The organism is Longimicrobium sp. (genome assembly GCF_036554565.1).
Classification (GTDB): Bacteria; Gemmatimonadota; Gemmatimonadetes; order Longimicrobiales; family Longimicrobiaceae; genus Longimicrobium.
Genome location: NZ_DATBNB010000497.1, coordinates 1 through 14,450 on the forward strand (window position 1 = coordinate 1; position 14,450 = coordinate 14,450).

The 14,450-nt window shown below is 66.1% G+C and carries 12 protein-coding genes; 2 read left to right on the forward strand and 10 right to left on the reverse strand.

What is annotated here, in order from left to right; translation table 11 throughout:
* From VIB55_RS13635 to speB, 6 genes are all read right to left on the reverse strand, one after another.
* On the reverse strand, positions 1–1,820 hold a 1,820-nt coding region (locus tag VIB55_RS13635; protein WP_331877203.1), incomplete at its 3' end, for an ATP-dependent helicase.
* Positions 1,817–3,664 (reverse strand): ATP-dependent nuclease, encoded by a 1,848-nt coding sequence (locus VIB55_RS13640; protein WP_331877204.1) that lies wholly within the window; start codon positions 3,662–3,664, stop codon positions 1,817–1,819. The genes VIB55_RS13635 and VIB55_RS13640, both read right to left, overlap by 4 nt.
* Positions 3,665–4,001: 337 nt before the next feature.
* Positions 4,002–5,642, reverse strand: coding sequence for a chaperonin GroEL (gene groL / locus VIB55_RS13645; protein ID WP_331877205.1), 1,641 nt, complete (start codon positions 5,640–5,642; stop codon positions 4,002–4,004).
* 71 nt (positions 5,643–5,713) lie between these two features.
* Entirely contained in the window at positions 5,714–6,016 is a 303-nt protein-coding gene (gene groES / locus VIB55_RS13650; RefSeq protein ID WP_331025456.1) for a co-chaperone GroES, read from the reverse strand.
* Between the two features lie 212 nt (positions 6,017–6,228).
* Positions 6,229–6,465: a hypothetical protein gene (locus tag VIB55_RS13655; protein ID WP_331877206.1), complete on the reverse strand. Its 237-nt coding sequence runs from the start codon at positions 6,463–6,465 to the stop codon at positions 6,229–6,231.
* Between the two features lie 120 nt (positions 6,466–6,585).
* Positions 6,586–7,524 carry an agmatinase gene (gene speB, locus VIB55_RS13660; RefSeq protein WP_331877207.1) on the reverse strand — a complete coding sequence of 313 codons (939 nt, stop codon included), beginning with the start codon at positions 7,522–7,524 and terminating at the stop codon, positions 6,586–6,588.
* Between the two features lie 120 nt (positions 7,525–7,644).
* Between speB and VIB55_RS13665 the strand changes: the two genes are divergently transcribed.
* A complete protein-coding gene (locus VIB55_RS13665; RefSeq protein ID WP_331877208.1) occupies positions 7,645–8,394 on the forward strand; it encodes a methyltransferase domain-containing protein in 750 nt (249 codons plus the stop codon).
* Between the two features lie 80 nt (positions 8,395–8,474).
* Here VIB55_RS13665 and VIB55_RS13670 read toward each other — a convergent pair whose 3' ends face one another.
* From VIB55_RS13670 to VIB55_RS13680, 3 genes are all read right to left on the reverse strand, one after another.
* Positions 8,475–8,981, reverse strand: coding sequence for a Fur family transcriptional regulator (locus VIB55_RS13670; protein ID WP_331877209.1), 507 nt, complete (start codon positions 8,979–8,981; stop codon positions 8,475–8,477).
* A gap of 53 nt (positions 8,982–9,034) precedes the next feature.
* Entirely contained in the window at positions 9,035–9,328 is a 294-nt protein-coding gene (locus VIB55_RS13675; RefSeq protein ID WP_331877210.1) for a hypothetical protein, read from the reverse strand.
* A gap of 152 nt (positions 9,329–9,480) precedes the next feature.
* Positions 9,481–10,599, reverse strand: coding sequence for a hypothetical protein (locus tag VIB55_RS13680; RefSeq protein WP_331877211.1), 1,119 nt, complete (start codon positions 10,597–10,599; stop codon positions 9,481–9,483).
* Positions 10,600–10,771: 172 nt separating this feature from the next.
* On the opposite strand from VIB55_RS13680, the gene speA reads away from it, so the two are divergent.
* Positions 10,772–12,697 (forward strand): biosynthetic arginine decarboxylase, encoded by a 1,926-nt coding sequence (gene speA / locus VIB55_RS13685; RefSeq protein ID WP_331877212.1) that lies wholly within the window; start codon positions 10,772–10,774, stop codon positions 12,695–12,697.
* A gap of 127 nt (positions 12,698–12,824) precedes the next feature.
* Here speA and VIB55_RS13690 read toward each other — a convergent pair whose 3' ends face one another.
* The gene (locus tag VIB55_RS13690; RefSeq protein WP_331877213.1) at positions 12,825–14,138 is read right to left on the reverse strand and encodes a S8 family peptidase; all 1,314 of its coding nucleotides are present in this window, start codon (positions 14,136–14,138) and stop codon (positions 12,825–12,827) included.
* Positions 14,139–14,450 lie beyond the last annotated feature (312 nt).

The following is a 14,450-nucleotide window of genomic DNA, read 5'->3' on the forward strand; positions in this document are numbered from 1 at the left end:
CAGGGCGGCGCCTTAAGCTGCTCGCGTAGTTCAAGGAGGAAGCGGGACTCCCCGTTCTGAAAGCGCTTGCCATACCGGTTCTCGTTGAAACCAGAGTAGGTTAAATGGACCTCGCGTTTCGCGCGCGTGAAGGCGACATAAAACTTACGGCGCGCCTCCCCGATCGCGCGGGGCGTCGTCTCTTTCCAGTTCGGAAAAACGCCTTCGTCCAGGCCCATGATCACGACGACGTCGAACTCCAGTCCCTTCGCGCTAAACAACGTGACGAGGTTCAAGTGGTCTGGGGACCCACGATTACCCGCGAAACGTGACAGCGAAATCCCTTCCAATGGGTTTCCCGCCATCGCCGCCTTTGCGAGCCGCTTCAGTGCATCTACCTCGCCGGCACGTAGCCCGCCTGCGTCTAACCCGTCCCGGAGGCACGCGGTGTAAAACGCATGCAACCAGTCGAGGAGGAGCGGATCCCTATCGGTGTGGCTAGACAGGAACCCAACAAGCTCCACGGTTCGCCGTTGTCGCTGCGCGTCCGACAGCCAGTCCGGCCCGAAACCCTGCCACTGGCCGATAAGCTCAGCAAGACGAGGCTCCGCGACGCGCCACCCACCCGCGCACCACGCGGCACACGCTTCCACCCAGCGAGTGAAGGGAGTCTTCGGATATGGGGCGCCACGATCAATCCGTTGATAGCTGAGCCCCGCTTCCGTAGCAGCGTCCGCGATCACGCTGCCAACGTTCTTGTCGGTGTAGAGTACGGCGATGTCACCAAGTTGGCGGTTCGGATCGCGGGCGAGCGCGGCGGGTATGATCTCGCCGCAGATGTGGCGCGCTTGATCCGCCAGCCCCTCGGCGCAATAGTGCTCTTGCACGATGCCAGCTGCGTTTGAACGCGCTGTATAGCCACGATCAGCACCCAGCGCAGCTTCCGATGCATCCACGAGTGACTGGGTTGCCCGATAATTGAGCCGTAATCTGACCGATGTGAAGTCGTTCCGTTCGGCCAGTTCTTCTAAGAGTGCAGGCTCCGAGCCGATGAAGCCGTAGATCGACTGGTCAGGGTCCCCCACCGCGATGACCCGAACTGCAGCCTGTTCCCCCAAGTCCAGGACGATGCGGTGGAGTGCTGGGCCTAGATCCTGGTACTCATCAACTGCGACTATTGGGAAACGTGCCGCGAGCGCCGCTCGCACCCACTCGTGCTCGCGTACGAGTTGCTGCGCGATGAGAACCATGTCTTCGAAGTCGACAAGGCCTTCTCCCCGGAGCGATTGTTCATACGCCTCTGCGAGCTCCGCCAGTTCGGGATCATGTGCCCGCCAAGCGTCCGCGTTCCGATCCAGCATGGTGCGTCGGTAGCGCTGCACGTCTGTATCAAACGCCTGCGCCGCGCCACCGCCGCGCAGCCGCTTAGCTACCCGGGCGAAGTGCGTCTCCTGCTCGACTTCCGATGCGACGCGAATCGGATACGCGAGCGGCACGCTCGCGAGTTGTGCGAAGGGACGGATAATGTGCTGAAAGCAAAAGCCGTGGACCGTTCCTACATACAGGTCCCGCGTTCCGACCCCTAACGTGTTTAGCCGCCGCCGCAACTCACGAACACATTCGGTGCTGTAGGTGATGCATGCAACCTTTTGCGGGGGAGCGACCTCGCGCGCTAGGAGCCGCGCAATTTTGAGCGTCAGGCACTTCGTCTTACCGCTGCCCGGACCGGCGAGTACAGCACAGTTGCCGTCCGACTCGAGAACCTGCCACTGCTCGGGATTATGGCGCAGCTCTTCCTCGGCCGCAAAGTAGGCCGAACCGGGGCGAAATCGCGTGCTCACCCCAATTGCTCCACGATGTATTCGATCGCGCGTGCGATGTACGCGGGAGGGGGCACTGCCTGGTTCAGCCGAGCAGCGACCCTTTGCGCAAAGCGCCCTTTCCCCACCGTCTCAATGTCTTTCAGCAGACGATCCGAGTCCAACGCGCCCGGGTCCTTCGTCCATCCTTCGGCGCGGGTGCGGCACGCTTTACTACGAGTGAGTTCAGCGAGGGTAGCCATCATCTCGCTCTGATGACCGCCGCGAAACAAATCCACCTCTAGCGTATGGTCGTTCAGGAAGAGCCCGGCTTCGGCTGCTACAGCTGGAAGGTTGGGATCGTCGGGTTCGGGCACCATGGGGACCCGCGCGGCGTCCACCCGCGCGATCGTCTTGAGCAGCTTCCCCACTCTCGAATAACCCAAAGGTAGTCCACGCGGTCGTGGATCGGCATCGGTTATAACCGTAAACGGAATGGATAGGCCACTACGGCCGAGGAGCTTTACGTAGGGTGTGAAGTGCGTCCCCGCCACGGAGCTGACGGTCACGCCCAACCGATCCAAGTCGTGCCCCATCGCTTCTGCGAGAACGGGCAGCAGGTACGCCTCCGCCTCACCCTCCACGAGAATAACTCCGCGGGCGAAAACGATTTCTCCCCGAGTAACGTCAAGGTATCGTTCCAGATCCTCCTCCTCTCTCCCGGTAAGCGCGAGCCCTGCCGTGGACGCCGCCTCTGAGCCGCCATTGTCGCCCCTCCGAAGGAGAACCAGCGAATGGACCGGTGCGACACTTACAACATGCGGAGAATGCGTCGTGAGGATGATCGTCATGGCGTTGCTCGTGTCGTCCTCCGGCAAATCGGCCTGCCCTAACCCAGCGCCATCATCGCCGCCTCGCTGCATGTGGGCCCGCGGCTGCAGAAGGCTCCGATAAACGAGCCGCTGCACGTGCGGGTGCAGGTGGGCTTCGGGCTCTTCGATCGCAAGGAAAGTGTGGTCGTGAAGGCCCTCCCTAACTGAACGGTCGAGTTCGAGCTGCTTCAACACCAAGAAGAGGAGGTTCGCGGAGCCGAGGCTCGCCTCTGCGATAGCCCTGTCCTGCTCGTCAATCAGCAGGCGGACCGCGCGGATAAGGCGGTCCGGGTCGGTAGGAGCGAAGCCGAGATGCACCGGGAAGGCGTGTACATCACCTACCATGGAGAGCAGTCTCCCGCTGATCTGCTGCCCGAGTTCGGCGATCTCCGGTGCCTCAGCGAGAACCCGCGCAAGTTCCTCGTAGCGACCCGCCAGGTCTTCCAGTGCATCGCGATCAAGTTCAGCGGCGACCTCGTCTAGGAGGGGGCGGAGCGGTGACCGGCGCCACGACGCTAGGCTGTGCTCGACGTCGCGAAGGGCTGGGAGGAGCACCAGGGGAAGTCGGCGTCGGGTCTCTGAATCTAGACGGTTGTCTGGATCGAGTCCTCCATACAGATGGAATTCGTAGTCGGCTTCTTTGGTTGGTACATGTGGGAGATCGCGTCGTGGTCCGAATTCGTATGTCAGGGCGGCGACCATCGGATCCGGCTGGATCAGGCAATCGCCAAGTTGAGCGAGGCAAGCGGGCTGGTCACGAAAGTCCGCGAGTTCGACCGAGACTACGATCCGCTCGTCTGCACGCGGGGGGCGCGGCACCCCATCCCAAAAATCGTCGAATCCGAGCATCCGGCCCGTGTCGGGGAGCGACGGATCCAAGACGAGACGCAACGCCGCAAGTAGGTTAGACTTTCCTACCTTGTTCTCCCCGACGAGAACCGCGTGTTCGCCCAGCGTTACGTCTAGGTGTCGGAAGTTACGAAAGTTCTGGATTATTATCCGCGAGATCCTCATCGGCGATATTCCTCTTAAATTTCGTCGCTGGTGTAAGGCCGGAACCTCCAGCCCTGTCGGAAGCTGTTGGTTAGCGCAAGAAGTTTCTATCACCCGGATCTCGGGCGGACAGCGCGCTTCGTAGAGCAGCGCTCACTGCATAAATTGGCCCACCACGCTCGTCGCCCATTCCGTCATCTCGCTGAGAACCCACAGTAGTGGGAGGAAGTGCAGGCCGCGAAAGGAGCCTGAACGCACCACCGCCCGCAGGGCATCCCTGCGGGCGGTGGGTACGGAATCCGGAGTTATCCGGTGAAACTCCCGGTGAGAGTTTGTAAACCCCTCACCGGCAACGACATCAGTACATGTCGCCCATGCCGCCGCCGCCGCCGGGCATGGCGGGGGCGCTGCCCTTGGGCTCGGGCTTCTCGGTGACCACGGCCTCGGTGGTCAGCAGGAGGCCCGCGATGGACGCGGCGTTCTGCAGCGCGGTGCGCGTCACCTTGGTGGGGTCGATCACGCCGGCCTGCACCAGGTCCTCGTACTCGTCGGTACGGGCGTTGTAGCCGTACGACGCGCTCTCGTTGTTGCGCACCTGCGCCACGACGATGCTTCCCTCGACGCCCGCGTTCGTGGCGATCTGGCGGATGGGCTCCTCCAGGGCGCGCTCGATGATGCGCACGCCGATGTTCTCGTCGGCGTCGTCGAGCGTGATGGCCTTGAGGGCCTTCTGGGCGCGCAGCAGGGCCACGCCGCCGCCGGGAACGATGCCCTCTTCCACCGCCGCGCGGGTGGCGTGAAGGGCGTCCTCCACGCGGGCCTTCTTCTCCTTCATGGCCGTCTCGGTGGCCGCGCCCACGTGGATCACCGCGACGCCGCCGGCCAGCTTGGCCAGCCGCTCCTGCAGCTTCTCGCGGTCGTAGTCCGAGGTGGTCTTGTCCATCGCGTTGCGGATCTCGGCGATGCGGCCCTGGATGGCCTGCGCGTCGCCCGCGCCGTCGATGATGGTGGTGTTGTCCTTGTCGATCACCACGCGCTTGGCGCGGCCCAGGTCGCTCACCACCGCGTTCTCGAGCTTGAAGCCCACTTCCTCGGTGATCAGCTGGCCGCCCGTGAGGATGGCGATGTCCTGCAGCATGGCCTTGCGGCGGTCACCGAAGCCCGGCGCCTTGACGGCCGCCACGCGCAGGGTGCCGCGTAGCTTGTTCACCACCAGGGTGGCCAGGGCCTCGGCCTCCACGTCCTCGGCGATGATCATCAGCGGACGGCCCATCTGCGCCACCTTTTCCAGGATGGGCAGAAGGTCCTTCATGGTGCTGACCTTCTTGTCGTGGATCAGGATCAGCGCGTCCTCGAGAACGGCCTCCATGCGGTCCGGGTCGGTCACGAAGTACGGCGACACGTAGCCGCGGTCGAACTGCATGCCCTCGACGGTCTCCAGCGTGGTCTCCAGGCCCTTGGCCTCTTCGACGGTGATCACGCCGTCCTTGCCCACCTTTTCCATGGCGTCGGCGATGAGGTTGCCGATCTCCTCGTCGCTGTTGGCCGAGATGGTGCCCACCTGGGCGATTTCCTTCTTGCCGGCCGTCTCCACCGAGATGCTCTTGAGCTCGGCGATCACCGCCTCGACGGCCTTGTCGATGCCGCGCTTGAGCGACATGGGGTTGGCGCCCGCGGTGACGTTCTTCAGGCCTTCGCGGAAGATGGCCTGGGCCAGCACGGTGGCGGTGGTGGTGCCGTCGCCGGCGAGGTCACTGGTCTTGGTGGCGACCTCCTTGACCATCTGGGCGCCCATGTTCTCGATGGCGTCGTCCAGCTCGATCTCCTTGGCCACCGACACACCGTCCTTGGTGATCAGCGGCGAGCCGAACTTGCGGTCGATGACCACGTTGCGGCCCTTGGGGCCGAGCGTGACCTTCACCGCCTCGGCCAGCTTGTCGATGCCGCGCTTCAGCGAGGCGCGCGCATCGGTGTTGAACGTCAGCTCCTTGGCAGCCATCGTTCGTATCCTCTTTTATCTGGGTGGAAAAATTTCAGTCAGTCAGAACGTGCGGCGGTCGCCGGGACGGTTCAGCCGACCACCGCGAGGACGTCGGACTCGCGCAGGATCAGGTACTGCTCGTTCTCGACGGTGACCTCGGTGCCGCTGTACTTCCCGTAGAGCACCTTGTCACCCACCTTCAGCTCCATCTCAACGCGCTTGCCGTCTTCCACGCGTCCCGGCCCAACGGCCATGACTTCGCCCTGCTGGGGCTTTTCCTTGGCCGTGTCCGGAATGTACAGACCGCCGCGCATCTGCTCGCTCTCTTCGAGCGCCTTGACGACGACGCGGTCCGCGAGCGGCTTGACCTTGAGATCGGTCGCGGTAGGCATCAGTGACCCTCCGTGGAACGTAGATGTGGTTGGTTGCTTTCTGTCAGCACTCGCACTCGGGGAGTGCTAACAGCCCGGGTAACATAACCCGTGGCCGCCCGCTGTCAAGCAGGCGGCGACAGGCCCAGCCCAGTGCATCCGGCGTACCTTTCAGCTTACGCCAGAGTGGCGGACATCTTGTCGGCGTGGCAGTCCTGTTGATGCTCGACCTGTCACTCCGCCGCGGCGCCGATCTCCTTCACCAGCACGTCATCGGACAGGTCGTCGGCCCAGCCGGCGGGCAGCTCCAGCTCCACGCTCTGCGCGCCTCCCGTGGGCGTGGCGATCACGCGGAAGCGATCGGTGCCCTCCACGCGCGCCGCCTCGCTCCTGCCATCCTCCGAGAGCCCGGCGTACGCCTCCACCAGGCTCCACGTGGTCCCGTCGCCATCCGTCACTTCACGCGGCATCGTTGCTCCTTCCAGGAAGAAAACTGCATCTCACGCGGAGGCGCGGAGGACGCGGAGGGAACAGAGACAAACCTCTGCAGTTCTCCGCGACCTCCGCGCCTCCGCGTGACCCCTTGTTCTTCAGCCGCGGCGCTTCGACAAGCTGTGGTACGCGATCATCTTGTACACGAGCTTCGCGACCACGAAGTCCGGCGCCGAGTTGCCGCCCATGGGCGCCAGCTCAACCACGTCCACGCCGATGACGTTCTTTTCCTCGAACACGCGGCGCAGCAGCTTCAGCGTGGGGTACCACCGCGGGCCGCCGGGCTCGGGAGTGCCGGTGGCGGGCATCAGCGACGGGTCGAAGTAGTCCACGTCGAAGGTGATGAACACGTCGTCGCCCAGGGCATCGAACGCGCGCTCCTGCCACGCGTCGTCGGCCCACATCTCGTCGGCGAAGATGGTGGTGATGCTGCCCTCGCGCTCGCGGATCAGCGCGCGCTCCTCGCTGGTGATGGCGCGGATGCCCACCTGCACCAGGTCCGCGCGGTCGATGCACTGCGCCATCACCGCCGCGTGCGAGAACGCCGACCCCTCGTACTCCAGCCGCAGGTCGCCGTGCGCGTCGAACTGCAGGATGGTCAGGCGGCGCCCCTCGCCCAAACGGTCCGCATGCGCCAGTACCGGCGCGCTGGTGATGCTGTGCTCGCCGCCCAAGCCGATGACGAGACGGTCCCCCGCCTCGGCGAGGATGGCGTCGTAGCACTCGCGCAGCTCGCGGACGGCCGACTCGGGCCCGGCGCTCGTCAGGTGGAGGGCGGGCAGCGTGCACACGCCCACGTCGGGCCCGGGCTCGCCATCCAGCTCCTGGTCGTACAGCTCGATGAAGCGCGACGCCTGGATGATGGCGTCGGGCCCCAGCTTGGTGCCGCCCTGGTAGCTGACGGTGCTCTCGTACGGAATGGGCAGGATGACCACGCCGGCGTTCTGCCACGTGGCCGCGTCGCCTTCCAGCCCCAGGAAGTTGCGGGGCAGCTCCCAGGGAAGCTCCTGGAGCGCGGCGGGAATCTGGTCGCTCATCTATCGATCGGGCTCGGTGGTTGTCGTCGGATCAGGACGCCGAAAAGAAGGCACACGCCGAGCCGCGTCAAGCACGACGCGCGCTTCCCTTCGCGAGGGCACCCGCCCCATCTTCCTGACATGACTCCCGACACGGTTCCGGTTCGCGACTTCATCCACGTCCTGCTGCAGCCGGCGGGCGCCTCGTCCATTCTCGACATTGGCTGCGGGCGGGGCGAAGACCTGCGGCAGATCGCCCAGCTTACCGGGGGAGACGCGCGCCTGGTGGGGATCGATGCGTCCGAGGCGACCATCGCGGACGCCAGGCGGGGGGCCGCGGACGATTCCCGGTACTCGTTCCTGGCGCACGACGTCACCACAGGCCTGCCCTTTGGTGATGACGAATTCGATTGCGTTCTTTCCGTGAACCTGCTGGAGTGCATCCCCGACAGGCAGCAGCTGCTTCGCGAGGTGCACCGCGTCCTCAAGCCCGGAGGCAGGGTCGTCTTCGCGCACTGGGATTGGGACTCGCAGCTCTTCGATGGCGACGACAAAGCCCTCGTCCGCCAGATCGTGCATACGTTTGCGGATTGGCAGCAGGCGTGGATGGCGGACGCGGACGCCTGGATGGGCCGGCGCCTCTGGCGAACGTTCCAGGAATCGGGAGGGTTCGAGGGCGCGGTGCACCCTTTCGTGCTCACGAACACCCGCTTCGGGCCGGGGACGTACGGGCACGCCTCCATCGAGAACTTCCGCGGTCTGGTCAAGCGGGGGATGCTCGCCCCGGAGCGGTACGAGTCGTTCTACCGATCAGTGGTCGAGTTGGCGGCGACGAACCGGTATTTCTACAGCATCACCATGTTCGTCTACGCCGGGAACAAGCGAGGATAGCAACGAAAACCGCCCCGCGAGATCATCTCACGGGGCGGTTCACTTTCGCACTCTCGCACTTCGCACTCTCGCACTGCAGTTCAAAGTCTCAGCGCCGGGCAGGCCACGCCGTCGTTGCTCAGCTGCACGCCCGCGGCGCGGCAGTCGGCGCACAGGCCGTAGATCTCCAGCCGGTGGCGGACGGCCATGAAGCCGTGCTCGCGCGCCACCTCGTCCTGGATGCGGTGGATCTCGCGGCGCCGGAACTCCACCACCTTGCGGCAGTGCGTGCACACCAGGTGCTCGTGCACGGGCTGGCGGCCGAACAGGTGCTCGTACCGCTTGAACCCATCGCCGAAGTCGTGGTCCTCCACCAGCCCGGCGCGCACCAGGATTTCCATCGTCCGGTAGATCGTCGCCTTGCCGATGCGCTCGCCCCGCTTCTTGAGCTCGGCCTCGATCTCTTCCACCGACAGGTGCTCGGTGCTGCTGAACAGAACGTCGGCCACCACCTCGCGCTGCTGCGTTACCGGCAGCCCCTGCTGGCGCAGGTACCGGCGGAACAGGTGAAGATGCGGGGTCGTCGCGTTCTTTTCGATCGTGGCCATGAACGGTCCTGAGAGAGCGGGCGTCGCGCGGGCGATGCTGCCTTAAACGATAATCATTCTCGATAGCGCTGGTCAAGCACGCCGCCCGACAACGAGGCCAGCAGCTCGTTCCATCTGGCCTGGTCCCCGCCGATCTCGCGCAGGTCCGGCGTCTCGGGCTCGTCCAGGCGCCGCAGCACGCCTTCGATGATGCGCCCCACGCGGTCCACCGGCACCGTCCCCTGCTCCGCCACCTCGTCGGCCCGCACCGGCCGGGCACGGGGCGCGGGCGGCTCCAGCACGTACCGGACGGTATGGATGGTCCGCGTCCGCCGCGCCTCGTCCCCGTCTACGAAGACGGAGAGCACCGCCAGCCCGCTCTCGCGCGGCCCCAGCTGCCGGGCGGGAAAGATCCACGCACCGTCGATCCGCTCGGGGGGAATCGCCTGCGCGACGGTCGTGAGCGCCGCCGCCAGGTGCGGATTGACGGCGCCGGGCGAGGCGCCGCCCGCCGCCGCGCTCAGGCGACGCCCGCGGGAGCCTGGGCGCGCGCGGCGGCTTCCTGCTCCACGTAAAAGCGAAGGACGTGCAGGAAGTCCTGCGCGTTGGTGATCACGCCGAACGCCTGGTGCGTGCCGCGGTCCTTGAGCTTGCTGACCACGAACTCCGACGAGTCCACGCAGATGGTGGTGAGCGGCCGCACCTCTCCCGTCTCCTCCCGCCACACGTACGACGGCAGCATGTTGCCGGTGGCGATGGAGTGCAGCGCCGTGGCGATCATGATGACGCCCGTGCAGCGGCGCGTGTGCTCCTTCATCACCTCCTGGCAGCGGATGGCGTCGGTGATGGTGTCCGGGAGCGGGCCGTCGTCGCGGATGGAGCCGGCCAGCACGTACGGCACGTTGGAGGTCACCGCGGCGTGCATCACCCCCTCGCGGATGATCCCCTGCTCCACCGCGGCGGCGATGGAGCCGGCGGCGCGCACCCGGTTGATGGCGCGCATGTGGAAGGCGTGGCCCCCCTCCATGGGAATGCCGCGGTTGTTCATCCCCAGCGTGGTGCCCATGGTGGCGCTCTCGATGTCGTGCACCGCCACCGCGTTGCCGCCGAACAGCGCCCCCACGTATCCCTCGCGGATGAACCACGCCAGCGTGTCGCGGCCGCGCGAGTGGAGCACCGCCGGGCCGACCACCCAGATGAAGTGCCCGCCGCGCTCGCGCTCGTCCACCAGGATGCGCGCCATCTCGCCGTAGTCGGTGGGCTTTTCGCGGCTGACCTCCGACGACATGAACTTGAACTCGCCCTCGGGGCCCACGTCGCCCTCGGCACCCATAAGCCCGCTGGCGTGCACGAAGATGCCCCCGCTGCCATCCTCCGCCAGCCCCATGGCTACCTGCTGCCCGGCGCGAACGTAGCGCGCCTCCAGCACGCGCGGAACGCCGTCGTCGTCCAGCACCAGCGCGCTGTCCATGCGCGGGTCGCGGGGTAGCTTCCACTCGCCGTCCAGGCGGACGTACGTGGGCAGGTTGGTGGTCGAAAAGAAGCCTTCCGGAAGCACCCCGTCGGCCGGGGCCGGCGCGAAGGTGGCGTCGGGAGCGCCGGCGAAGCGGGGCTGCGAAAAGTCGGGTGCGCGGTACATCGAAGGGATCTGGGGTCCGGGCGTTTTTCGGGACGCATGCTCGCCGGAAAGTATCCGCCGCCCCGCGGGCGCGACAGGGTGGCGGCGGCCGCGGGCGCCGCGGAGAGCGGCACCACTTTCGCGCGGGGGCCAGCGGGTCCAAATTGTGCCCCCGCTTTCACCTGAACCGTCCATGGCCAGGCGCCCGAGCCCGGAGGCAGAGATCGACAAGAAGTGGAGCATCGAAGATTCCCGCGAGCTGTACAACGTGGAAGGCTGGGGAATCGGCTACTTCGACATCAACGACAAGGGGCACGTTTCCGTGCACCCCACCAAGGACCCGGCCCGCGGCCTGGACCTGTACGAGCTGGCCACCGACCTGGAAGCCCAGGGTGTGGGGCTGCCGCTGCTGCTGCGCTTCAGCGACATCCTGCGCACGCGCATCGAGAACCTGGGCGAGCGCTTCGCCACGGCCATCCGCGACTTCGACTATCAGGGCGGCTACACCACGGTCTACCCCATCAAGGTCAACCAGCAGCGCCACGTGGTCGAGGAGATCGTGGCGTTCGGCGAGCGCCACGGGGTGGGGCTGGAGGTGGGGAGCAAGCCGGAGCTGCAGGCGGTGCTGGCGCTCACGGAACGCACGGACCACCTGATCGTCTGCAACGGCTACAAGGACGAAGAGTTCATGCGGCTGGCGCTGATGGGCCAGAAGCTGGGCCACCGCGTGGTGATCGTCATCGAAAAGCCGGGCGAGGTCGACGTGCTCCTGCGCGTGGCCGCCGACATGGGGGTGGTGCCCATGGCCGGCGTGCGCATCAAGCTCTCCGCGACGGGATCGGGGCGCTGGAGCGAGTCTGCCGGCGAGCGCAGCAAGTTCGGGCTGAACGCCTCGCAGCTGATGCGCGTGCTCGACAAGCTGCGCGAAGCGGGCAAGCTGGACGCGCTCAAGCTCATCCACTTCCACCTGGGTTCGCAGATCCAGGACATCCGCAACATCAAGCTGGGGATGACGGAGGTGGCGCGGTACTACGTGGAGCTGCGCCAGATCGGGGTGAACGTGGAGTACGTAGACGTGGGCGGCGGGCTGGGCGTGGACTACGACGGCTCACGTTCCGCCACCTCGGCCAGCGTGAACTACTCCATGCAGGAGTACGCCAACGACATCGTCTACGCGCTGGCGGAGGCGTGCCGCGAGAACGAGGTGCCCATGCCCCACGTGATCTCGGAAAGCGGCCGCGCGCTCACGGCACACCACGCGCTGCTGCTGATCAACGTCATCGACCTGGAAACGCAGAGCCCCGAGGCGCTGGACGAGGTCTCGGAAGAGGACCACCTGCTGGTGCAGGAGCTGGCGGGAGTGCTGCGCGAGCTGGACGGCCGCAGCATGAGAGAGGTGTACCACGACGCCTCGTTCATCAAGGAGCAGCTGCAGAACCACTTCAACTCGGGCACGCTCACCCTGCGCGAGCGGGCCATCGGCGAGCGGTACTGGCTGGCCATCATGAACCGCGTGGCGCAGCTGGCGGCCAGGGACCCGGAAGAGTACGAGGACATCCTTCCCGAGCTTCACGGGATGCTCATCGACCGCTACTTCTGCAACTTCTCGCTCTTCCAGTCGCTGCCGGACTCGTTGGCCATCGACCAGCTGTTCCCCATCATGCCCGTGCACCGGCTGAACGAGGAGCCCACGCGCCGGGGAACGCTGCAGGACGTGACGTGCGACTCCGACGGCAAGATCGACCAGTTCGTGGGATGGCGGAAGAGCAAGCCCAGCCTGGAGCTTCACGCGTTCGACCACGGCGAGCCGTACGTGCTGGGGATCTTTCTGACCGGCGCGTACCAGGAGATCCTGGGCGACCTTCACAACCTGTTCGGCGACACCAACGCCGTGCACATCAAGCTGACGGATTCCGGGTACGAGATCGGCGACCTGGTGCACGGCGACACCATCACCGAGGTGCTGAACTACGTGCAGTTCAACACGCAGGACCTGATCGGCACCTTCCGCCGCAAGATCGCCAACGCAAAGGGCCTCACCCGGGCCGAGGCGAACGCCTTCATTGCGGACTACATCGCGGGCCTCGCCGGGTACACGTATCTGGAAGGCGAGGCGTAAAAAAAGTCTCACGCGTAGGCGCGGAGGACGCTGAGAACAGCGGAGGGCTCCTCCGTTTCCTCCGCGACCTCCGCGCCTCCGCGTGACTCCCCCTCTTTGGTTTCTTTCTAGATCTAGACTACCCGGCTCAGCACTCGCCGTTGCGCTGGCGCCTGGGCGTGCAGGGCTTTGTCTTCACCGGGTCGGTAGTCGTCGTCACCGGCACCGTCACGCGGCTGAACAGCAGGTGGCTGTTCATGGTGTGCCCGCTGTTCAGCGTCACGGGGGTGACGATGTTCTGCGTGGCGTTGGCCACCAGGAGGTCGCGCACCTGCTGCGGGGTGGCGCCGGGGGCCTGCTGCAGCACCAGGGCGGCGGCGCCGGCCACGTGCGGGCTGGCCATCGACGTGCCGCTCAGCACGTCCGTAGCCGTGGAGCTGGTGTTGTACGCCGAGGTGATGCTGGCGCCCGGCGCAAAGATGTCGACGCAGGCACCGTAGTTGGTCCACGAGGTGCGCGCGTCCGTCGCGCTGCTGGCGGCCACGGTGATCGCCTCCGGCACGTTGGCGATGGGGAACATGCAGGCGTCCGCGCCCACGGTGCCGTTCCCCCAGCCGTTGCCGGCGGCCACGACGACGGTGATGCCCGACGAGATCATGCCGCGCACCGCGTCGTCGATCGGGGCGCTGGTGCCCATGGTCTTGGTGGGGATCACGTCGCCAAGCGACATGTTGACCACCGCGGGAAGCGTGGCGTTCGCCGCCACCCAGTCCATCCCGGCGATCACGTCGGCGTCGGAGCCGTAGCCGGCGCAGTTCAGCACGCGCACCGCCACCAGCTTTGCCTGCTTCGCCACGCCGTACGTCTTGCCGCCGACGGTGCCGGCCACGTGCGTGCCGTGGCCCTGGCAGTCGTTGTTCATGTCGCCGATCAGCAGCGGGTCCGTGGGGTCCGCGGCGTACGCGTCGAAGCCCGGCACGGCGCGCCCCTCGAACTCCACGTGGTCGAAGCGGATGCCGGTGTCGATGATGTACGCGCTGACGCCCGCGCCGTTGAAGTCGTAGGTATAGTTGCCGTCCACCGGCCGCGCGCGCTGGTCGATGCGGTCCAGCCCCCACGTGGCGCCGGCCTGCGTGGTCGATACCACCTGGTACTGCCGCTGCACGCTGATCTTCACCACGCGCGGGTCCACCGACAGCGCCTGCGCGGTCACGTCCGGGATGGCGCCCGCGAAGCCGTTCAGCAGGTGCTCGTACACGTAGCGCGGCTTGATGCCGTACTCCGCGGCGACCGCGGACGCGTTGGCGCCCCACCCCAGCTGCACGACGTAGTGGCCCGGGATGGAGCCGTCTGTCGCCGCCGCCAGCAGGGTGGAGGGCTGGACGTCCGGCGCCAGCGGGGTGTCGGCGCCGTCGCAGGCGGCCAGTGCGGCTACGGCGAGGAGAAGGAGGGAGCGTCGCATCGGTGTATCTCCGGTCGGGGTATCGGTTCTCTTGGCGGCCCGTAACGCAAGCATCGGGACCACCGCCGCCGGGAAACGCAAACCGTTGGTACGTAGCAACTTGGGGGTTCGCGAAAAACGAGAGGCCCTGCGTCGATGCACGATACTGGTGAGGCGCGCGGATCGATCTTCACCAAAATAGTGCAGATCACTCTCTTCCTTGTCTCTCTGCGGCTCTGCGTCTCTGCGTGAGACCATCTTTCCCCGTGGACCAGGGGACTGAAACTTCCGCAGGTACTCTGCCGTATGCTCCATTCGAGCGGGACGAAGGCG

What these genes read in the sequence shown, in the direction of transcription:
- VIB55_RS13640 (WP_331877204.1), bottom strand. Translation starts at nt 3,664, where the DNA reads ATGAGGATCTCGCGGATAATAATCCAGAACTTTCGTAACTTCCGACAC.
- groL (WP_331877205.1), bottom strand. Translation starts at nt 5,642, where the DNA reads ATGGCTGCCAAGGAGCTGACGTTCAACACCGATGCGCGCGCCTCGCTG.
- groES (WP_331025456.1), bottom strand. Translation starts at nt 6,016, where the DNA reads ATGCCTACCGCGACCGATCTCAAGGTCAAGCCGCTCGCGGACCGCGTC.
- VIB55_RS13655 (WP_331877206.1), bottom strand. Translation starts at nt 6,465, where the DNA reads ATGCCGCGTGAAGTGACGGATGGCGACGGGACCACGTGGAGCCTGGTG.
- speB (WP_331877207.1), bottom strand. Translation starts at nt 7,524, where the DNA reads ATGAGCGACCAGATTCCCGCCGCGCTCCAGGAGCTTCCCTGGGAGCTG.
- VIB55_RS13665 (WP_331877208.1), top strand. Translation starts at nt 7,645, where the DNA reads ATGACTCCCGACACGGTTCCGGTTCGCGACTTCATCCACGTCCTGCTG.
- VIB55_RS13670 (WP_331877209.1), bottom strand. Translation starts at nt 8,981, where the DNA reads ATGGCCACGATCGAAAAGAACGCGACGACCCCGCATCTTCACCTGTTC.
- VIB55_RS13680 (WP_331877211.1), bottom strand. Translation starts at nt 10,599, where the DNA reads ATGTACCGCGCACCCGACTTTTCGCAGCCCCGCTTCGCCGGCGCTCCC.
- speA (WP_331877212.1), top strand. Translation starts at nt 10,772, where the DNA reads ATGGCCAGGCGCCCGAGCCCGGAGGCAGAGATCGACAAGAAGTGGAGC.
- VIB55_RS13690 (WP_331877213.1), bottom strand. Translation starts at nt 14,138, where the DNA reads ATGCGACGCTCCCTCCTTCTCCTCGCCGTAGCCGCACTGGCCGCCTGC.